Below are 19,206 nucleotides of genomic sequence, written 5' to 3' on the forward strand. Positions count from 1 at the left end.
AGAGAACCCTTGGGTAACGCAAGAAATATTGCCTTCTGGCTGGTGCTGTTCCTGTTGATCCTCGCGCTGTTCAACCTGTTCAGTGGGTCGGGCAACACCCTCCAGAGCCGCGCAGTGCCGTATTCCGAGTTTGTGGCGGCAGTGGACAGCGGCGGCGTGAGCCAGGTCACGCTTGATGGCGAAACCGTGCGCTATCGCGGGTCGGATGGTCAGGACTACGCCACGATCAAGCCCGAGGATGCCGAGATCACGCAGCGCCTGATCGACGCGGGCATCCCGGTCAAGGCCGAAAGCCAGCAGCAGTCGGGGTTCCAGACCTTCATCGTGTCGCTTCTGCCTTTCCTGCTGCTGATTGGTGTGTGGATCTATTTCATGAACCGCATGCAGGGCGGCGGCAAAGGCGGTGCGATGGGCTTTGGTAAGTCCAAGGCAAAGATGCTGACGGAAAAGCATGGGCGCGTCACCTTTGATGACGTGGCAGGCATCGACGAGGCCAAGGAAGAGCTTGAGGAAATCGTCGAGTTCCTTCGCAATCCTCAGAAATTCTCGCGTCTTGGAGGCAAGATCCCCAAGGGCGCGTTGCTTGTCGGTCCTCCGGGCACGGGTAAGACGCTGCTGGCACGCGCCATCGCAGGCGAGGCGGGCGTGCCGTTCTTTACCATCTCCGGCTCCGACTTTGTGGAAATGTTCGTGGGTGTCGGCGCCAGCCGAGTGCGCGATATGTTCGAGCAGGCCAAGAAAAATGCGCCCTGTATCGTGTTCATCGACGAGATTGACGCTGTGGGCCGGCATCGTGGCGCAGGCTATGGCGGTGGCAATGACGAACGCGAGCAAACGCTGAACCAGTTGCTTGTGGAAATGGACGGGTTCGAGGCCAATGAAGGCGTGATCATCATCGCGGCGACCAACCGCAAGGATGTGCTTGACCCCGCGCTTCTGCGCCCCGGCCGGTTCGACCGTCAGGTGACGGTGCCCAACCCCGACATCAAGGGCCGCGAGAAAATTCTCAACGTCCATGCGCGCAAGACGCCGCTTGGTCCCGATGTGGACCTGCGCCTGATTGCGCGTGGCACGCCCGGTTTCTCAGGCGCGGACCTTGCCAATCTCGTCAACGAGGCGGCGCTGATGGCGGCGCGCGTCGGCCGTCGCTTTGTCACAATGGTCGATTTCGAGAATGCCAAGGACAAGGTGATGATGGGGGCCGAGCGCCGCTCGATGGTCCTGACCGACGATCAAAAGGAAAAGACCGCCTATCACGAGGCGGGCCATGCGGTCGTGGGTCTGGCCCTGCCGAAATGCGATCCCGTCTACAAGGCCACGATCATCCCGCGCGGTGGCGCGCTGGGTATGGTCGTCAGCCTGCCCGAGATCGACCGCCTCAACTGGCACCGCTCTGAATGCGAGGAAAAGCTAGCGATGACCATGGCGGGCAAGGCCGCCGAAATCCTAAAATATGGCGAGGATAACGTGTCGAACGGCCCTGCTGGCGATATTCAGCAGGCCAGCGGCCTGGCGCGCGCCATGGTGATGCGCTGGGGCATGTCCGACAAGGTCGGCAATATCGACTATGAGCAGGCGCACGAAGGCTACATGGGCAATGGCGCCGGGGGCTTTTCGATTTCCGCGCATACCAAGGAGCTGATCGAGGAAGAGGTTAAACGCCTGATCGACGAGGCCTATATTCGCGCCAAGAAGATCCTGACTGATCGACAGGAAGATTGGGAACGTCTGGCGCAGGGCCTCTTGGAATACGAGACCCTGACCGGCGACGAAATCAAGCGCGTCATGCGCGGCGAGCCGCCGATGTCGAGTGACGATGACGATGGCAACGCCGAGGCCACCAAGCCCTCTGTCACCGCGATCCCGAAAACCAAGCCCAAATCCACGCCCGGCGATGGCGGGCTGGAGCCCGAGCCCTCAACGTGAGCCCGAACGCCGCGAAACAGGACTGGAATCCCGGAGCCTATGCAAGGTTCCGGGATCAACGCTTGCGGCCCGCGCTCGACCTTCTGAATGCGGTTGGGCAAATGGGTGCGGGCGACGTGGTCGATCTGGGGTGCGGCAATGGCGTGATGGCCGAGGCCTTGCGCGCCCGTGCGGGCAACAGGGCCTTGGTTGGCGTCGATGCCAGCCCGGCCATGCTAGAAAAGGCGCAAGGCACTGGCTATGACGCGCTTCAACAAGCCGACATCGCAGAGTGGCTGCCGCGTCGCGCGCCCGGCCTGATCTATTCCAACGCCGCGCTGCATTGGGTCGGCAATCACGAGGCGTTGATGCCCAAGCTCGTGCGCATGCTGGGTAAGGGCGGCACGCTGGCTGTTCAGATGCCGCATCAGAACAAGGCCCCCTCGCACCGTGTCTGGCTCTCTCTGGCCGAGGAGCTGTTTGCCGGACGGATCGAGAAAATGGGCACCCCTGGCGTCATGTCCCCCATCAAGTATGAGGAGCTTTTGGCCCCTCTGGGCCAATTTCGTCTCTGGGAAACCGACTATTACCAACGCCTGACTGCCGAACCCGGAAGTCACCCGGTGCGCCGCTACACTGAAAGCACATATGCCCGCCCGGTGCTGGCCGCGCTCGACCCGAACGAAAAGGCAGACCTCATCCGCCGCTATGAAGAGGTGATGCACAGCGCCTATCCGGTGCGTGCCGATGGTACTGTGCTATTCCCGTTCCGCCGCCTGTTCTTTACCCTCACTGTCTGAACCGGAATTTGAGCGACCCTGCGGGGCGAGTATTTTTACCAAAAAGAAACGGGGCGCGAACCAATGCCTGCATTGATGCCAACCGACTATTACGGTCGAATCACGTGGCTGGGCCGCGTCGCGCAACGCGACGTGACGCTGGAGGCCGAATCACTCGACGCGGTGGATGTGACCTTTGCCGGTGTCGCGGGAGAAGAACATGCAGGCCTCACCCGTCCCTCCTGTAGTCGGGTCTTGTCTCAACATCCCCGAGGTACGGAAATCCGCAATGTGCGGCAGTTCTCGCTGCTCTCTGTCGAGGATATAACTGCCATTGCCAACGCTATGGGAATCGCGCGCCTTGATCCCGCTTGGCTTGGTGCGTCAATTGTGATCGAGGGAATTCCTGACCTCAGCCACCTGCCTCCGTCCTCGCGCTTGCAAGGGCCGGATGGGGTGACGCTGGTGGTGGATATGGAAAACCGCCCTTGCCACCTGCCGGCCAAGGTGATCGAGGGTCACGCCCCCGGTTTCGGTGCGAAGTTCAAACGCGCGGCGCTCGGGCGGCGGGGCATCACGGCCTGGGTCGAGCGGGAGGGGCGGCTCGCCCTCGGTCAGATGCTGCGCCTGCACATTCCCGATCAGCCGGTCTGGTCCGAACTCTTGCGCGCCCGCGGCACGTTGCTCTGATCCCCCATTTTCGCGTTTCGATCCGGTGCTGCCTGTGGTGATCCGCCGCAACCACAGGTCCATGTGTCGGATTCGCATGCTGTGGGATGCCGAGAATTGGCTATCACCGAGGTCAGATCAAGCCCAACAGACGAGGGAAGGAAACGACTATGGGTTACAAGAGCGACATCGAGATTGCGCGGGAGGCCAAGAAGCGACCGATTCAGGAGATCGGTGCCAAGCGGGGCATTTCGAACGAAGATCTTTTGCCCTACGGCCATGATAAGGCCAAGGTCAGCCAGAAGTTCATCGACTCGGTTCAGGGCAACAAGAATGGCAAGCTGATCCTCGTGACCGCGATCAACCCGACCCCGGCGGGCGAGGGCAAGACCACGACCACAGTTGGCCTGGGCGACGGTCTGAACCGCATCGGCAAGAAGGCTACCGTCTGCATCCGCGAGGCCAGCCTTGGGCCGAACTTCGGGATGAAGGGTGGCGCTGCTGGTGGTGGCTATGCGCAGGTTGTCCCGATGGAGGACATGAACCTGCACTTCACCGGCGACTTCCACGCCATCACCAGCGCGCACAGCCTGCTGAGCGCCATGATCGACAACCACATCTATTGGGGCAACGAGCAGAACATCGACACCCGCCGCGTCGTGTGGCGTCGCGTGGTCGACATGAACGACCGCTCGCTGCGCCAGATCACCTCGTCGCTGGGCGGCGTGTCCAACGGTTTCGCCCGCGAAGATGGCTTTGACATCACTGTCGCCTCCGAAGTCATGGCGATCCTCTGCCTTTCCAAGAACCTCAAGGATCTTGAAGAGCGTCTTGGCTCGATGATCGTTGCCTATCGCCGCGACCGCAGCCCTGTGTTCTGCCGCGACATCAAGGCCGAAGGCGCGATGACCGTGCTTCTCAAAGACGCGATGCAGCCGAACCTCGTGCAGACGCTGGAAAACAACCCCGCCTTCGTCCATGGCGGCCCGTTCGCCAATATCGCGCATGGCTGCAACTCGGTCATCGCCACCACCACCGCGCTCAAGATCAGCGACTACGTAGTGACCGAAGCGGGCTTTGGTGCGGACCTCGGCGCCGAGAAGTTCATGAACATCAAATGCCGCAAGGCTGGTCTTGCGCCCGACTGTGTGGTCATCGTGGCCACTGTGCGTGCGATGAAGATGAATGGCGGCGTGGCCAAGGCGGACCTGGGTGCCGAAAATGTCGATGCGGTCAAGGCGGGTTGCCCCAACCTCGGGCGTCACATCGAGAACGTCAAATCCTTTGGCGTGCCGGTGGTCGTGGCGATCAACCATTTCGTCACCGATACCGAGGCCGAGATCGAGGCGGTCAAGTCCTTTGTCGCCAACCATGGCGCCGAGGCGGTGCTGTCGCGCCATTGGGAACTGGGCTCGGAAGGCTCTGAGCCGCTGGCACGCAAGGTGGTCGAAGTGGCCGAGGCCGGAAATGCCAATTTCGCGCCTCTCTACCCCGATGACATGCCGCTCTTCCAGAAGATCGAAACCATCGCCAAGCGCATCTACCGCGCCGACGAGGTTCTGGCCGATCAGAAGATCCGCAGCCAGCTCAAGGAATGGGAAGCGCAGGGTTATGGCAATCTGCCGGTCTGCATGGCCAAGACGCAGTATAGCTTTACCACCGACCCGAACCGTCGCGGTGCGCCCACCGGCCACTCCGTGCCCGTCCGCGAAGTGCGCCTGTCGGCCGGTGCTGGCTTTGTCGTGGTGGTCTGCGGCGAAATCATGACCATGCCGGGCCTGCCCAGCAAACCCGCCGCCGAGACGATCCGTCTTAACGACGACGGTCAGATCGAAGGCCTGTTCTAAGCTAAACCAGATAGGCCGCCCGGGGTATCGCGCTCCGGGCGGCCTTGCGCATGGCGCATAACGATTGAAAGCACGATGAAAGGGCTGGGAATGACGGCTAAAGTGATCGACGGCAAGGCCTTTGCCGCAGAGGTGCGCGCCAAGGTGGCCGCGCATGTGACGCGCCTCAAAGAGGAAAACGGCATCACGCCGGGCCTTGCGGTGGTGCTCGTGGGCGAGGACCCGGCCAGTCAGGTCTATGTTCGCTCCAAGGGCAAGCAGACCGTCGAAGTTGGCATGAATTCGTATGAGCATAAACTCGATGCCGACACATCCGAGGCCGATCTTCTGGCGCTGATCGACCGGCTTAACAAGGATGCCACGGTTCACGGCATTCTTGTGCAGTTACCGCTGCCGAAACATCTTGATTCCGATCTGGTGATCAATGCGATTGATCCGGCCAAGGATGTCGATGGATTTCACATTTCCAACGTGGGTCTCTTGGGCACCGGCCAGAAATCCATGGTGCCCTGCACGCCGCTAGGCTGTCTGATGATGCTGCGCGATCATCACGGCTCGCTTGCGGGGATGGATGCCGTGGTGCTGGGCCGTTCCAACATCGTGGGCAAGCCGATGGCGCAATTGCTCTTGGGTGACAGCTGCACCGTCACCATCGCGCATAGCCGGACCAAGGATCTGGCCGATGTCTGCCGCCGCGCTGATATCGTCGTGGCTGCCGTGGGGCGCCCCGAAATGGTGCCGGGTGACTGGATCAAGCCGGGGGCCACGGTGATCGACGTGGGCATCAACCGGATCGAGCGGGATGGCAAGACCGTGTTGGTCGGCGATGTCGATTACGCCTCTGCCGCCGCGGTTGCGGGGGCGATCACGCCGGTTCCGGGTGGTGTCGGTCCGATGACGATTGCCTGTCTTCTGGCCAATACCCTGACCGCTTGCTGCCGCGCCAATGGGCTGGCAGAGCCAGAGGGTCTGACCGCCTGAGTCCTCAGCCCCGCCCAGGTGGCGGGGCGATCACGCCCAGATTTCCGATCAGCGGACAGCCCAGCGTTTCGCGCAGGGCTGCCGCCAATTCGTCGACCGTTTCGGTCGAGACGAAGAGACCCCCCGTCGCATCCGCCAGACATTTTGCCACCGTCTGCCCGTCATAGACCTGCGCCTCGGGGCTGTTCCACGAAAACGGGTCATGCACCACGCGGAACCCGATGACATGCACGGTTAAACTGCGCGCTTCCTTTGCCAGTGACGCTCCAAGCGCACACGGCGTGCCGCCGCAGGTTTCATTCCCATCTGTGACCAGCACCACGATCCCTGGTTGGGTGCGATAGCCCAGCACCTCCGCCGCCACCGCGACAGAGGCGGCAATCGGCGTCAGGCCGCCGGGAATCAGCGCCTCGATGCGCTCTACCACCGCCTCTGCAGCATCAGGAATGGGATCAAAATGTCGCGTGATCCCTGAACAGGGATGCGTTCCCCCCGCCCCATAGGTCAAGAGGCCGACCCGCCGAAAGGGTGCAATTTCGGGCATCACCTGTCGCAGCGCGGCGCGCGCCTCGCTGATACGGGTGGCCGCGGTCGGATCATGGCCGACCTCGGCCATGGAGCCCGACCCGTCAAACACCAACATCGCATCGGTAGCACAGCCCATGGCCGCTTGCGGTGAGGGACCGGGCAAGGCGGTCAGGGCAAGGCAGAGGGCAATCGCGCGCATCATGGGCCTCCGGTCACAGGATCGAACCCCAAGCGTATCGCGGTCACAGCATATGTCCAGAGAACAGGCAATGCGACCGGTCCGCCTCATGTCCTGCCGCCTGCGGATCGGTCACACGACCTTGAGGCAGAAGTGAAATTCGTTCATCGGTCGCACAGTCTCGACCATCTTTTGAAGGCGCAGGTTTATGCCAAGATCCGGGAAGGTTTCGGTCAAGTCTACGAATTCTTGATCCGTCAGAATGTTGCAATGCACATCGACATAGCTGCTGCGGGCGGTGTCCATCATCTTGCGGGCATGGGCGAGTGAGAACTGACGCGCGACGCCGTGATTGACCCCGTGCTGCCAGACTTGTCCCGCTTTGACCGGCCTGAAATGATAAAAATGGTCAAAGACGGTTTGTGGGTCCGGTTGGGTGATACTCCGCGCGTCGCGGTCGATGAACTGGCCTAGGGTGGTTCTGGGTCGATCAATGTCATAGGTATAGCGACGATCGGGAAACGCCCCGATGATGGCACCACCTGGCCCCATCTCGGCTGCAAGCTGACGCAAGAAACCAAGCAGATCGGCTATATGCTCGTAAACATGCGAACCGAAGATATAGCGCACACCCGCGCCCGAAATCGCTTGCGGCAGGGAGATACCCTTGAGCACATAATCGACCTCGACTACCCGATCTGCGTGTCTCAAAGGGCTGTTTTCGGCAAGGCGTCTCAGCTCGCTTGTAGAGCTGACATCGGCATAACGCACATTCCAGTCCGGTCTGGTCAATAGCGGGCGATCAAACGGCCCTATTTCGACTCCTAGCTCTGACGAGGTGACACAGCCCGCGACAAATTCGAGGAGCCTGTTTTTTCGCTGATCAAGCATCCGTGCGGTCGCCGACTGGCTCAGCGGTTTGTCATTCTTTGCCTGCGCTGCGCCATCAGATCGCTGCTTGCCGAACTTCCACATTCCAACCCATCCAAGTATGACCTGACACCAATCGGCAGCGGCCTATGTCCGAGACCGAAGCCGTACCCACGTTGGCACAATGCGGAGGCACCGGGTAGCGCAAAGTCCGGGCTGGTCCGAAAATTCCCCGTGAGCGCATCGCCTCCTGGCGCCAAAGGCACCACTCTTGTCAAGGACCTCTGCACCGTCTATACGCCCCCGGTGGCCCCGTCTTGGGGTCCGACTCAACCAACACGCCGCGTTCGGCCGCTCCCGTCGCTGGGGGTCGCATCCGGCAAGGAGATAGCGACATGAAACTGCATGAACTTCACGACAATCCCGGCGCCACCAAGCGCAAAAAGCGCATTGGCCGCGGTCCGGGTTCCGGCATGGGTAAAACCGGTGGCCGGGGTATCAAAGGTCAGAAATCCCGGTCGGGTGTTTCGATCGGGGGCTACGAGGGTGGCCAGATGCCGCTCTATCAGCGTCTGCCCAAGCGCGGCTTCAACAAGCCGAACCGCAAATCCTTTGCTGTCATCAACCTGGGCCTCATCCAGAAATTCGTCGAAGCCGGCAAGATCGACGCCTCTGCGCCGATCACCGAAGATGCGCTGGTTGCATCGGGCCTCGTGCGCCGCAAGCTGGACGGTATCCGCGTTCTGGCCAAGGGCGACGTCAGCGCCAAGCTTGATATTCAGGTCACAGGTGCCTCGCGCGCTGCGATCGAAGCGGTCGAAAAGGCCGGTGGCTCTCTCTCGGTCACAACCGCGCAGTCGGCCGAATAAGAGGTTGTGAGCGGCATCCGTGCCGCTTACATATGGCCCAAGTTTTCCTTTGACGCCGCCTGAGCTGGAAAACAGCCCAAGGCGGCGTTGTCACATGAAAGAGACCCGCGAATGGTATCTGCAGCAGAGCAAATGGCGGCCAACACCAGCTGGTCCGCGCTGGGCAAAGCCACCGAACTGCGCAAACGCATCCTTTTCACGCTCGGCCTGCTGATCGTCTACCGGCTGGGCACCTTTATCCCGGTGCCGGGCATTGATGGGGCGGCGCTGCGCGAATTCATGGAAGGCGCGCAGGCCTCGATCGGTGGTATGCTCAGCATGTTCACCGGCGGTGCGCTCGGGCGGATGGGCATCTTTGCTCTTGGCATCATGCCCTATATCTCGGCCTCGATCATTGTGCAGTTGATGACGGCTTTGGTGCCCGCGCTTGAACAGCTTAAAAAAGAAGGTGAGCAGGGCCGCAAGAAGATCAACCAATATACGCGCTACGGAACAGTTGGTCTTGCGACGCTGCAATCCTACGGTCTCGCGGTTTCGTTGCAATCGGGCGATATGGCCTCGAATCCGGGCATGTTCTTTATTGTTTCGTGCATGATCACCCTCATCGGCGGCACCATGTTCCTGATGTGGCTGGGGGAACAGATCACCGCGCGCGGCGTGGGCAATGGTATTTCGCTGATCATCTTTGTCGGCATCATCGCCGAGGTGCCGGCTGCTCTGGCACAGTTCTTTGCCTCTGGCCGCTCGGGCGCGATCAGCCCGGCAGTGATCGTTGGGGTGATGCTGATGGTCGTGGCCGTGATCGCCTTTGTGGTGTTCATGGAGCGCTCGCTGCGCAAGATCCATATCCAGTATCCCCGTCGTCAGGTGGGCATGAAGATCTATGATGGCGGGTCGTCGCATCTGCCGGTCAAGGTCAACCCGGCGGGCGTGATCCCGGCGATCTTTGCCTCTTCTCTGCTGCTGTTGCCCGCTACGATCACCACATTCTCGGGCAATACGACCAATCCGGTCCTCTCGACCGTGATGGCCTATTTTGGCCCCGGCCAGCCGCTCTATCTGCTGTTCTTCACGATCATGATCGTGTTCTTCGCCTATTTCTACACGTTCAACGTGGCGTTCAAGACCGATGACGTGGCCGATAACCTCAAGAACCAGAACGGTTTCATTCCCGGCATCCGTCCTGGCAAGCGGACGGCAGAATATCTCGACTACGTGGTCGCCCGCGTGCTGGTCATCGGCTCTGCCTATCTGGCGGCGGTCTGCCTTCTGCCCGAGATCCTGCGCAACCAGTTCGCCATTCCCTTCTACTTTGGCGGTACATCGGTTCTGATCGTCGTGTCCGTGACCATGGATACCATCCAGCAGGTCCAGTCGCACCTTCTGGCCCACCAATACGAAGGATTGATCGAGAAATCCCAACTCAGCGGCAAGGGCAAGAAACGCAGCCGCAGAAAGGCTCCGGCGCGTCGATGAATATCATTCTTCTCGGACCACCGGGCGCGGGCAAAGGCACGCAGGCACATCACTTGGTCGCGAGCCGGGACATGATCCAGCTCTCAACCGGTGACATGCTGCGCGCCGCCAAGGACAGCGGCTCTGAGATGGGGCGCATTGTGGCGGATGTGATGGCGCGCGGCGATCTTGTGACCGATGAGATCGTGATCGGCCTTATCCGCGAGCAGTTGCAGGGCGCGCAAAAGGGCGGGTTCATCTTTGACGGCTTTCCGCGCACTCTGGCGCAGGCCGATGCGCTTGCCGACCTGTTGGAAGAGACGGGCGAGACCCTCGATGCCGTGATCGAATTGCGTGTCGACGACGAGGCGCTTGTCGAGCGGATCACTGCCCGCTCCACCTGCGGCGGCTGCGGCGAAGTTTATAACGACATTACCAAACCCTGGCCCGCCGATGGCAAATGCGCCAAATGCGGATCGACCGATGTCAAGCGCCGGACGGACGACAACGAAGACGCGCTGCGCAATCGCCTTATGGAGTATTACAAGAAAACCTCGCCGCTGATCGGCTATTACTATGCCCATGGGCAATTGACCTCGGTCGATGGTCTTGCGGAAATTGACGCGGTGCAGGCGGCCATAGCCGAAGCGCTTGACAAATAGCCGTTCATCTGGGTCCCGGGCCTTGACGCCCCGGTCTTTTCCCCCTAACCAGCCCTATCTCGAACACGAGATTGATTCTATTTCCGGGTCGCCCCCGTATCTCGAATCGCCCATCTGAAATCAGCCGCGGCCCGGTGCGTGATCGCTTCGGGCTTACGTTGTGAAAAAAGGTTCTGGTGCTACGGAACCGCAACGAAAAAGGAAGCTACACTTGGCACGTATCGCCGGCGTCAATATCCCGACCAACAAGCGGGTTCCCATCGCCCTCACCTATATCACCGGAATCGGCCATGCTTCGGCCAAATCCATTTGCGAAGCGCTCAACATCGACGTGTCGCGCCGCGTGAACGATCTGTCGGACGCCGAGGCCCTGGCCCTGCGCGAGCATATCGACGCGAATTACACCGTCGAAGGCGACCTGCGCCGTGACACCCAGATGAATATCAAGCGCTTGATGGATCTGGGCTGCTACCGTGGCCTGCGTCACCGTCGCAATCTGCCGGTGCGTGGTCAGCGGACCCACACCAACGCCCGCACCCGCAAGGGCCCGGCAAAAGCCATTGCCGGCAAGAAGAAATAAGGGAGGGCATTCAAGATGGCACGCGATACCAAACGCACCAAGAAAAAGGTTTCCAAGAACATCGCCACTGGCGTTGCTCATGTGAACTCCTCCTTCAACAACACCAAGATCCTGATCTCGGACGTGCAGGGCAATGCAATCGCATGGTCCTCTGCCGGGACCATGGGCTTCAAAGGCTCGCGCAAATCCACGCCCTATGCTGCTCAGATGGCTGCCGAAGATGCAGGCAAAAAGGCGCAGGAACATGGTATGCGCTCGCTCGACGTCGAGGTTCAGGGGCCGGGTTCGGGCCGTGAATCGGCGCTGCGCGCTCTGGCGGCTGTCGGCTTCAACATCACCTCGATCCGTGATGTGACTCCGATGGCGCATAATGGCTGCCGCCCGCCGAAACGCCGCCGGGTCTGATCCGCTACATCTCTTGGTGGGGCCGCGCTTTGGCGCGGTCCCGCTTTCGTCATTTTACATCCTCGGGCGCTCTGAACCTTTGGACATGGGAACAGAGCAAGAATGGAGGGACGCATGATCCACAAGAATTGGGCTGAACTGATCAAGCCGACACAGCTTGAAGTGAAACCCGGCAATGACCCGCTGCGTCAAGCGGTTCTGATCGCCGAGCCGCTCGAGCGCGGCTTTGGTCTCACGCTTGGCAACGCGCTGCGCCGTGTGCTGCTGTCGTCCTTGCAAGGGGCGGCGATCACCGCCGTTCAGATCGACAACGTGCTGCATGAATTCTCCTCGGTGGCCGGTGTGCGCGAAGACGTGACCGACATCGTACTCAACCTCAAGGGCGTTGCCATTCGCATGGAAGTCGAAGGGCCCAAGCGCCTGTCGATCAATGCCAAGGGTCCGGGCGTTGTCACTGCCGGTGACATCTCTGACAGCGCAGGCATCGAGATCCTCAACAAGGATCATGTGATCTGCCACCTCGACGAGGGCGCCGACCTGTTCATGGAACTGACCGTGAACCAGGGCAAGGGCTATGTCTCGGCCGACAAAAACAAACCCGAAGATGCGCCCATCGGCCTCATTCCGATCGACGCGATCTATTCGCCGATCTCGCGCGTCAGCTATGAGGTTCAGCCGACTCGCGAAGGTCAGGTTCTCGATTACGATAAACTGACGATGAAGATCGAAACAGACGGTTCGATTACCCCGGATGATGCCGTGGCCTATGCCGCGCGTATTCTTCAGGATCAACTGTCGATCTTCGTGAACTTCGATGAGCCCGAATCGGCCAGCCGTCAAGACGATGACGACGGTCTCGAGTTCAACCCGCTCCTGCTCAAGAAAGTGGACGAGTTGGAATTGTCGGTCCGCTCGGCGAACTGCCTCAAGAACGACAACATCGTTTACATCGGCGATCTGATCCAGAAGACCGAGGCAGAGATGCTGCGCACCCCGAACTTTGGTCGCAAGTCGCTCAACGAGATCAAGGAAGTGCTCTCGGGCATGGGTCTGCACCTTGGCATGGATGTCGAGGATTGGCCGCCAGACAATATCGAAGACCTCGCCAAGAAGTTCGAAGACGCTTTTTGACAAGGCTACACTGAAACGACGGGCAATCCCGCCCCAAGGAGAGGGGGCTGACACGCATCAGCCCCCCGGACAAAGCATAAACGCTAAGGAGTTAGAAAATGCGTCACGCCAGAGGATACCGCCGCCTGAACCGTACCCATGAGCACCGCAAGGCGCTGTGGGCGAACATGGCCGGCTCGCTCATCGAACATGAGCAGATCAAGACCACCCTGCCCAAGGCCAAAGAACTGCGCCCGATCATCGAAAAGCTGATCACGCTCGGCAAGCGCGGCGACCTGCACGCACGCCGTCAGGCTGCAAGCCAGCTCAAGCAAGATGCCTATGTGGCCAAGCTGTTCGATATTCTCGGACCGCGTTACAAAGAGCGTCAGGGCGGTTACGTCCGCGTGCTCAAGGCCGGGTTCCGCTATGGTGACATGGCACCGATGGCGATCATCGAATTCGTGGATCGCGATGTCGATGCCAAGGGTGCCGCCGACAAGGCTCGCATCGCGACATTCGAAGTGTCTGACGACGAATAAGAGCACCACCATTTGAAATGGTTGCAATCGCGCCCCCGCCTTAACCGGCGGGGGTTTTGCATGTCGGGCCTCAGGACTATGGCATCACAAGACGCTGCAAAGCCTTGCATTGGCGCGCCAGTCCCAGCATATCTCAAAGGCCAAGATCACCCTTGGGGAGCCGTCATGTTCCGCTTTCTATGTCTTGTTCTATTGGCCCTTCCCGGTCTGCCGCGCGCTGAAACCCGCGTGCCGGTCAGCCAGGCCGAAATCCAGTTGGGCTTTGCCCCGGTGGTGCAAGAGGCCGCGCCTGCGGTTGTCAATATCTACGCCAGTCGCGTCGTCGAGGCGCGCCGCAGCCCCTTTCGCGGTGATCCGTTCTTCGAGCGGTTCTTCAACGACTTCGGGGCCAGCCGTCCGCGCGTGCAGAACTCCCTCGGATCCGGCGTGATACTCTCGACGGATGGTATTGTGGTGTCGAATTATCATGTGGTGGGCGAGGCCACGGATATCCGCGTGGTGCTGAACGACCGCCGTGAATACGCCGCCCGCGTTCTCTTGGGCGATGAAGAGGCGGATCTCGCGGTCTTGCAGGTCGAGAATGCCCCGGACCTGCCTGCCCTCGATCTGCGCGACAGCGACACCGTGCAGGTGGGCGAACTGGTGCTGGCCATCGGCAATCCCTTTGGCGTGGGGCAGACAGTCTCGAGCGGAATCGTCTCGGGGCTTGCGCGCTCGGGCACCGCCACAGGCAATGCGCGCGGCTATTTCATCCAGACCGACGCACCGATCAACCCGGGCAATTCAGGCGGGGCACTGGTCGATGTCAACGGCGATCTCATCGGCATCAACACCGCGATCTTATCGCGCTCTGGCGGCTCGAACGGCATCGGCTTTGCCATTCCCTCGGGCCTCGTGACGCAGTTCGTGGCGCAGGCACGTGCCGGTAAAACGGTGTTCGAACGGCCTTGGGCGGGTCTGGGCGGTCAGCCCGTGACGCCCGATATGGCCGAGGGTCTGGGCATCGCGCGTCCTGATGGCGTGGTGATTTCCGAGGTGCATCCCCAAAGCAGCTTTGCCAGCCAGATCCGCCCCGGCGACGTGATCACCAGGGTGGGCGGTCAGCCGGTCAACAGCCCCGCCGAGGTGATCTATCGCATGTCTCTGGCGGGGATCGGGGCGGACACGACCATAACCCGCCTGCGCGATGGGGACGAGGACGAGGTCCAGATCGCCCTGATCGCCGCGCCCGACCTGCCGCCGCGCAATCCGCTGGACACCGGACCACGCGCCGCCATTCCACAGATGACCCTCTCGACCATCAATCCCGCCGTGATCGAGCAATACCGCCTGCCGCTGATGTCAGAGGGCGTTATGGTCGAGGACCCCGGCCCTTATGGCGTGCGGGCCGGATTGCGGCCCGGCGACATTCTGAGGCAGGTCAATGGGCGCCCGGTCGAGAGCAGCCGCGACGCGCGCGGAGCACTGGAGGGGGCGGTGAACACGTTCACGCTCGATCTTTTACGGGATGGGCAGCGCCTGACGCTGCGCTTCAGGATCTGACCGGTGGCGGATCTCTTTGATACGGGCGACACGCCCCGCGCCGAAACAGCCCCGCGCCCGCTGGCGGACCGGCTGCGGCCGCGTCGTCTGGCGGATGTGATCGGGCAGGAACAGGTGTTGGGGCCTGAGGCCCCGCTTGGGGTAATGCTGGATTCGGGCAGTCTTGGTTCGCTCATCCTCTGGGGACCGCCCGGGGTGGGCAAGACGACGATTGCCCGCCTCCTGGCCGATGAAACCGATCTGCATTTCGTCCAGATCAGCGCCATTTTCACCGGCGTGCCCGAATTGCGCAAGGTTTTCGAAGAGGCCAAGCATCGCCGCGCGCAGGGTCGTGGAACGCTGCTTTTCGTGGATGAGATCCACCGTTTCAACAAGGCGCAGCAAGACGGATTCCTGCCGCATATGGAGGATGGCACGATCCTTCTGGTTGGTGCGACAACGGAAAACCCGAGTTTCGAGTTGAACGCGGCGCTGCTCAGTCGCGCGCAGGTCTTGGTCCTGACGCGGCTTGCTCTGGCTGATCTTGAACGCCTCGCACAGCGCGCCGAGCAAGAGCTGGGCCGCGCCCTTCCGCTCGACGGTCCGGCACGCGAGGCCTTGCTTGAGATGGCCGATGGGGACGGGCGCGCCCTCCTCAATCTGAGCGAACAGGTTGCCGCGTGGAAGGTCGAGGGCAAGCTGGACAGCGCTGCGCTCGCCTCTCGCCTGATGAAGCGCGCCGCCAAATATGACAAATCGGGCGATGAGCATTACAACCTGATCTCGGCGCTGCACAAGTCGGTGCGCGGCTCTGATCCCGATGCTGCGCTCTACTGGCTGGCGCGGATGCTGACGGGCGGCGAGGACCCGCGTTACCTTGCCCGACGCATCCTGCGCATGGCGATCGAGGATATTGGCCTCGCCGATCCGCAGGCGCAATCCATCTGTTTGCACGCCTGGGAAACCTATGAGCGGCTCGGTAGCCCAGAAGGTGAACTGGCCCTAGGTCAGGCCGTGGCCTATCTTGCCCTCGCGCCAAAATCGAACGCCGGATATGTGGCCTACAAGGCCGCGCTGCGCGAGGCCAAAAAGACCGGGAGCGAGCCACCGCCCAAGCATATCCTCAACGCGCCAACTCGCCTCATGAAAGAGCAGGGATACGGCGACGGCTATGCCTATGACCACGACGCCGAGGATGGATTCTCGGGTCAGAATTACTTTCCAGATGGCATGAAGCGCCCGGTTCTCTACCAGCCGGTCGAGCGCGGATACGAGCGCGAGCTCAAAAAACGACTCGAGTATTTCGCCAAGCTGCGCCTACGCCGGACCTGAGAAAACCCTCAAAACCTCAGAATCTATGACCTTTTAATCTGTCCAGATGGCACGATTAGGGTCTGGAAACATGTCGCATTTCGTGTTTTGCTACAGACATGTCGCATTTGTGCATCCTCTTTGACCGTCCGAAACCCAAGCTTTCGGAATGGCCTGATGCTGCGTCGTCGCCAATCACAAATTCAAAACAAGACAGGGAAACCAGATGAAAAAGAAAACCGATCAGGTCCTTTTGGACCGGCTCGCGCAGGCTGCGCGTACCGGGGATATCTCACGCCGGTCGTTCATGCATTATGCCGCCGCTGCGGGTGTGACTGCCTCTGCCGCGACCGGCCTCTGGGGCACTTCTGCTGCCGCGAACCCTTCACGGGGCGGCACATTCCGCTGGGGCGTGCATGACGGCAACACCTCGGACACCCATGATCCCGGCACCTATGTGACACGTCAGATGATCTTTCTGGCCCATACACATCGCAGCTACCTAACCTTGATCGAGCCGGACAATTCGCTTGGGCCGGACCTTGCGACCAGTTGGGAAGCGACACCCGACGCCAAGCAATGGACGTTTGAACTCAATCCCGACGCCTCTTTCCACAGTGGCAAGCCGGTGACGGCGCAGGATGTGATCGACAGTCTCAACCATCACCGCGGCGACGCCTCGACCTCGGCGGCCAAGGCGCTCTTGACCGATGTTACCGATATCACCGCCGATGGTGATCATACGGTCACGATCAGCCTGGCGCGCGGCAATGCCGATCTGCCATGGCTGATGACCGACTATCACTTTGCGATCTGCCCCTCGAATGGCGATGGCACGATTGATTGGCAATCGGGCGATGGGACTGGCCCCTACAAGATCGAGTCGGGCGAATTCGGCATTCGTTGGGAACTGGCGCGGCACGATGGCTGGCACGGGAAAGGGGCCTATTTCGACAAGGTCACGATGATCGTCCTCAACGATCCCAACGCGCGGCAAACGGCGCTGGTGACGGGGGATGTGGATTGCGTCTCGCTGATCGAACTCAAGACCTTGGCGCTCTTGCAGCGCAATCCAGACATCTCGGTTGACAATATCCCTTCCGGGGGTGCGATCACCATGCCGATGTTCTGCGATACGGCACCGTTCAGCGATGTGCGCGTGCGCACCGCGCTGAAACTTGCGATGGATCGGGACGAGATCATCGAGAAAATTGCCTTTGGCGCGGCCACCAAGGGCAATGATTTCCACCTCTCGCCGGTTCAGCCCTATTGGCCGTCGGATATTCCGCAGCGCGAATACGATCCCGACCAAGCCAAGTCGCTGCTCAAGGATGCGGGGCAAGAGGGGCTCACCGTCAATCTCTCCGTGGCCGAGAGTGTCTATACCGGCGCGGTCGATATGTGTGTGCTCTATGCCGAACAGGCCAAGGCCGCCGGCATCAACATCAAGGTCGTGCGCGAGCCGAGCGACGGGTATTATTCCGATGTCTGGCTCAAGAAGCCGTTTAGCGCCGTTTCCTGGGGTTCGCGCCCGACGCCGGATGTCATGTTCACCCTCGCCTACAAGGATGACGCGGCCTGGAACGAAAGCCGGTGGCAGAACGAGCGGTTCAATGAACTGCTGCTTCAGGCCAAGTCCGAGCTGGATCAGACCCTGCGCGCCGAGATGTATCGCGAGATGTGTCTCTTGATGCGCGATGACGGTGGCACCCTTCTGCCGTTCTTCAACAATTGGGTCTATGCGCGCGGCAAAGGCGTCAAGCGCCCGGAACAGGTTGCGGCAAGCTGGGGCTGTGACGGCGCGCGCGCCGCAAGCCGCTGGTGGTTTGAGACCTGAGATTACCCCAAGACCCGGCACCGAAAGGTGCCGGGTTCTTAATCGCCGAAGCCGGGGCCATCATCCCGCTTCGGCACTCTGCGTCATCGTGATGGGTCAAACACGGAATTTGTTTACGCCCGGACCCAAATCACTGTTAGCCTGAGCCACAAAGGCCGCGCCAAAGACAAGGCGAGAGCTAAAACAACAGGAGGGAAAGATGGGGGACATCCTTGGGCTCGTTGTAAAACGGCTCGGATTGGGATTGATCATTCTACTGGTCATATCCGTGATCATTTTTTTCATGGTCGAGCTTTTGCCCGGTGACATCGCGCAGGCGGTGCTTGGACAAGGGGCGACACCCGAGAATCTGGCGGCATTGCGCAAGGAGATGGGTCTGGATCAGCCCGCGCTCGTGCGCTACCTGCACTGGCTTGCCGGGGCCGTGACGCTGGATTTCGGCAATTCCATCGTGACGGGGGCCAGCGTGGCCGAGACGATTGGCGAACGCTTTGCCAATACGCTGTTTCTCGCTGCCTATGCCGCCGCGATTGCCGTGCCGATTTCCATCGTGCTGGGCGTCCTCGTGGCCCTATTGCGCAACTCGATCTTTGACAGGGTGGCAAACGTCGCCACGCTCACCTCGATCTCCAGCCCCGAATTCTTTTTGGGCTATATCCTGATTCTCTATCTTGCGGTCAAAACGGGCATGTTTCCTGCCATCGCCAGCCTCAGCAATGACATGAGTTTTGGCGATCTCTTGTATCGCACCTTTCTGCCCGCGCTGACCCTCGTTCTGGTCGTGACCGCGCATATGATGCGCATGACGCGGGCGGCGATCATCAACCTTCTGGCTTCGCCCTATATCGAAATGGCCCGACTCAAGGGCGCACCGCCCTGGAAGGTTATCGTAAAACACGCCCTGCCCAATGCCTGGGCACCGATCATCAACGTGGTGGCGCTCAACCTTGCTTATCTCATCACCGGGGTCGTGCTGGTTGAGGTGGTCTTTGTCTATCCGGGAATCGGTCAGGCGCTGGTCGATGCAGTCAGCAAACGGGATTTCCCCGTAGTTCAGGCCTGCTGTCTGATCTTTGCCGCCACTTTCATCCTGCTCAATCTGGCGGCGGATGTGGGGTCAATTCTGACCAACCCGCGCCTGCGGCATCCGAAGTAAG

At 60.7% G+C, this 19,206-nt stretch carries 18 protein-coding genes; 16 read left to right on the top strand and 2 right to left on the bottom strand.

The genetic code is table 11. The annotated features are described in order from the left end of the window. The first annotated feature begins 9 nt into the window (after nucleotides 1-9). From ftsH to folD, 5 genes are all read left to right on the top strand, one after another. Nucleotides 10-1,926, top strand: a complete 1,917-nt coding sequence (gene ftsH, locus ROSMUC_RS19180; RefSeq protein WP_037276366.1) for an ATP-dependent zinc metalloprotease FtsH — start codon at nucleotides 10-12, stop codon at nucleotides 1,924-1,926. A 62-nt stretch (nucleotides 1,927-1,988) separates the two neighbouring features. Further along, on the top strand, nucleotides 1,989-2,705 hold the full coding sequence (locus ROSMUC_RS19185) for a methyltransferase domain-containing protein (RefSeq protein ID WP_245875261.1): 717 nt from the start codon (nucleotides 1,989-1,991) through the stop codon (nucleotides 2,703-2,705). 63 nt (nucleotides 2,706-2,768) lie between these two features. Then, on the top strand, nucleotides 2,769-3,374 hold the full coding sequence (locus tag ROSMUC_RS19190; RefSeq protein WP_037276368.1) for an MOSC domain-containing protein: 606 nt from the start codon (nucleotides 2,769-2,771) through the stop codon (nucleotides 3,372-3,374). Between the two features lie 149 nt (nucleotides 3,375-3,523). Then, nucleotides 3,524-5,200 (top strand): formate--tetrahydrofolate ligase, encoded by a 1,677-nt coding sequence (locus tag ROSMUC_RS19195; protein ID WP_037276370.1) that lies wholly within the window; start codon nucleotides 3,524-3,526, stop codon nucleotides 5,198-5,200. A 90-nt stretch (nucleotides 5,201-5,290) separates the two neighbouring features. Then, a complete protein-coding gene (gene folD / locus ROSMUC_RS19200) occupies nucleotides 5,291-6,181 on the top strand; it encodes a bifunctional methylenetetrahydrofolate dehydrogenase/methenyltetrahydrofolate cyclohydrolase FolD (RefSeq protein ID WP_037276371.1) in 891 nt (296 codons plus the stop codon). A 4-nt stretch (nucleotides 6,182-6,185) separates the two neighbouring features. Here folD and ROSMUC_RS19205 read toward each other — a convergent pair whose 3' ends face one another. Continuing rightward, nucleotides 6,186-6,908 (bottom strand): vWA domain-containing protein, encoded by a 723-nt coding sequence (locus ROSMUC_RS19205; protein ID WP_037276873.1) that lies wholly within the window; start codon nucleotides 6,906-6,908, stop codon nucleotides 6,186-6,188. Between the two features lie 111 nt (nucleotides 6,909-7,019). Then, on the bottom strand, nucleotides 7,020-7,598 hold the full coding sequence (locus tag ROSMUC_RS19210; RefSeq protein ID WP_146005708.1) for a class I SAM-dependent methyltransferase: 579 nt from the start codon (nucleotides 7,596-7,598) through the stop codon (nucleotides 7,020-7,022). A 554-nt stretch (nucleotides 7,599-8,152) separates the two neighbouring features. On the opposite strand from ROSMUC_RS19210, the gene rplO reads away from it, so the two are divergent. The 11 genes from rplO to ROSMUC_RS19265 all read left to right on the top strand — a co-directional run bounded on the left by rplO (nucleotide 8,153) and on the right by ROSMUC_RS19265 (nucleotide 19,205). Further along, nucleotides 8,153-8,626 carry a 50S ribosomal protein L15 gene (gene rplO, locus ROSMUC_RS19215; protein WP_037276376.1) on the top strand — a complete coding sequence of 158 codons (474 nt, stop codon included), beginning with the start codon at nucleotides 8,153-8,155 and terminating at the stop codon, nucleotides 8,624-8,626. Between the two features lie 111 nt (nucleotides 8,627-8,737). Next, the gene (gene secY, locus ROSMUC_RS19220) at nucleotides 8,738-10,102 is read left to right on the top strand and encodes a preprotein translocase subunit SecY (RefSeq protein ID WP_037276377.1); all 1,365 of its coding nucleotides are present in this window, start codon (nucleotides 8,738-8,740) and stop codon (nucleotides 10,100-10,102) included. Beyond that, nucleotides 10,099-10,743, top strand: a complete 645-nt coding sequence (locus ROSMUC_RS19225) for an adenylate kinase (RefSeq protein WP_037276379.1) — start codon at nucleotides 10,099-10,101, stop codon at nucleotides 10,741-10,743. Before secY ends, ROSMUC_RS19225 begins: the two co-directional genes overlap by 4 nt. Before the next feature lie 211 nt (nucleotides 10,744-10,954). Beyond that, nucleotides 10,955-11,323 carry a 30S ribosomal protein S13 gene (rpsM, locus tag ROSMUC_RS19230; protein WP_037276380.1) on the top strand — a complete coding sequence of 123 codons (369 nt, stop codon included), beginning with the start codon at nucleotides 10,955-10,957 and terminating at the stop codon, nucleotides 11,321-11,323. A 15-nt stretch (nucleotides 11,324-11,338) separates the two neighbouring features. Further along, nucleotides 11,339-11,728, top strand: coding sequence for a 30S ribosomal protein S11 (rpsK, locus tag ROSMUC_RS19235; RefSeq protein WP_009816463.1), 390 nt, complete (start codon nucleotides 11,339-11,341; stop codon nucleotides 11,726-11,728). 114 nt (nucleotides 11,729-11,842) lie between these two features. After that, nucleotides 11,843-12,859 (top strand): DNA-directed RNA polymerase subunit alpha, encoded by a 1,017-nt coding sequence (locus tag ROSMUC_RS19240; protein WP_037276874.1) that lies wholly within the window; start codon nucleotides 11,843-11,845, stop codon nucleotides 12,857-12,859. 98 nt (nucleotides 12,860-12,957) lie between these two features. After that, nucleotides 12,958-13,380, top strand: a complete 423-nt coding sequence (gene rplQ, locus ROSMUC_RS19245; RefSeq protein WP_037276381.1) for a 50S ribosomal protein L17 — start codon at nucleotides 12,958-12,960, stop codon at nucleotides 13,378-13,380. A 165-nt stretch (nucleotides 13,381-13,545) separates the two neighbouring features. Then, nucleotides 13,546-14,922 carry a trypsin-like peptidase domain-containing protein gene (locus ROSMUC_RS19250; protein WP_037276383.1) on the top strand — a complete coding sequence of 459 codons (1,377 nt, stop codon included), beginning with the start codon at nucleotides 13,546-13,548 and terminating at the stop codon, nucleotides 14,920-14,922. Between the two features lie 3 nt (nucleotides 14,923-14,925). After that, the gene (locus ROSMUC_RS19255; protein WP_037276385.1) at nucleotides 14,926-16,233 is read left to right on the top strand and encodes a replication-associated recombination protein A; all 1,308 of its coding nucleotides are present in this window, start codon (nucleotides 14,926-14,928) and stop codon (nucleotides 16,231-16,233) included. 205 nt (nucleotides 16,234-16,438) lie between these two features. After that, nucleotides 16,439-18,049, top strand: a complete 1,611-nt coding sequence (locus tag ROSMUC_RS19260; RefSeq protein WP_037276386.1) for an ABC transporter substrate-binding protein — start codon at nucleotides 16,439-16,441, stop codon at nucleotides 18,047-18,049. A 199-nt stretch (nucleotides 18,050-18,248) separates the two neighbouring features. Further along, nucleotides 18,249-19,205, top strand: coding sequence for an ABC transporter permease (locus ROSMUC_RS19265; protein WP_037276387.1), 957 nt, complete (start codon nucleotides 18,249-18,251; stop codon nucleotides 19,203-19,205). The last annotated feature ends 1 nt before the right edge of the window (nucleotide 19,206 follow it).

This window comes from Roseovarius mucosus DSM 17069 (assembly GCF_000768555.3).
Lineage (GTDB): Bacteria > Pseudomonadota > Alphaproteobacteria > Rhodobacterales > Rhodobacteraceae > Roseovarius > Roseovarius mucosus.

What these genes read in the sequence shown, in the direction of transcription:
- rplQ (WP_037276381.1), top strand. Translation starts at nt 12,958, where the DNA reads ATGCGTCACGCCAGAGGATACCGCCGCCTGAACCGTACCCATGAGCAC.
- ROSMUC_RS19260 (WP_037276386.1), top strand. Translation starts at nt 16,439, where the DNA reads ATGAAAAAGAAAACCGATCAGGTCCTTTTGGACCGGCTCGCGCAGGCT.
- rpsK (WP_009816463.1), top strand. Translation starts at nt 11,339, where the DNA reads ATGGCACGCGATACCAAACGCACCAAGAAAAAGGTTTCCAAGAACATC.
- ROSMUC_RS19190 (WP_037276368.1), top strand. Translation starts at nt 2,769, where the DNA reads ATGCCTGCATTGATGCCAACCGACTATTACGGTCGAATCACGTGGCTG.
- ROSMUC_RS19250 (WP_037276383.1), top strand. Translation starts at nt 13,546, where the DNA reads ATGTTCCGCTTTCTATGTCTTGTTCTATTGGCCCTTCCCGGTCTGCCG.
- rplO (WP_037276376.1), top strand. Translation starts at nt 8,153, where the DNA reads ATGAAACTGCATGAACTTCACGACAATCCCGGCGCCACCAAGCGCAAA.
- ROSMUC_RS19205 (WP_037276873.1), bottom strand. Translation starts at nt 6,908, where the DNA reads ATGCGCGCGATTGCCCTCTGCCTTGCCCTGACCGCCTTGCCCGGTCCC.
- ROSMUC_RS19240 (WP_037276874.1), top strand. Translation starts at nt 11,843, where the DNA reads ATGATCCACAAGAATTGGGCTGAACTGATCAAGCCGACACAGCTTGAA.
- ROSMUC_RS19265 (WP_037276387.1), top strand. Translation starts at nt 18,249, where the DNA reads ATGGGGGACATCCTTGGGCTCGTTGTAAAACGGCTCGGATTGGGATTG.
- secY (WP_037276377.1), top strand. Translation starts at nt 8,738, where the DNA reads ATGGTATCTGCAGCAGAGCAAATGGCGGCCAACACCAGCTGGTCCGCG.
- ROSMUC_RS19195 (WP_037276370.1), top strand. Translation starts at nt 3,524, where the DNA reads ATGGGTTACAAGAGCGACATCGAGATTGCGCGGGAGGCCAAGAAGCGA.
- ROSMUC_RS19225 (WP_037276379.1), top strand. Translation starts at nt 10,099, where the DNA reads ATGAATATCATTCTTCTCGGACCACCGGGCGCGGGCAAAGGCACGCAG.
- folD (WP_037276371.1), top strand. Translation starts at nt 5,291, where the DNA reads ATGACGGCTAAAGTGATCGACGGCAAGGCCTTTGCCGCAGAGGTGCGC.